We start from the raw sequence: 255 nt of genomic DNA on the forward strand, positions 1-255 counted from the left end.
GGGGGAAGCCCCCTACTACCATCGGCGCTGAAGAACTTAACTTCCGTGTTCGGTATGGGAACGGGTGTGACCTCTTCGCCATCATTACCAGACAAATTGAGCTTGTTCGCTCAAAACTGGATAAAACAAACATTGAAACTCAAAACAATCTTGTGATTCTCTAACTATAATTTGGGAAAGTCCTCGATCGATTAGTATCTGTCAGCTCCACATGTCGCCATGCTTCCACACCAGACCTATCCACCTCATCATCTT

1 rRNA gene is annotated in these 255 nt (G+C 45.5%); it reads right to left on the reverse strand.

The window, feature by feature from the left end:
* Positions 1-92 (reverse strand): 5S ribosomal RNA (gene rrf / locus M3197_RS17280); the annotation flags it as partial.
* Between the last annotated feature and the right edge of the window lie 163 nt (positions 93-255).

The organism is Sporosarcina aquimarina, from assembly GCF_023715615.1.
GTDB lineage: Bacteria > Bacillota > Bacilli > Bacillales_A > Planococcaceae > Sporosarcina > Sporosarcina aquimarina_A.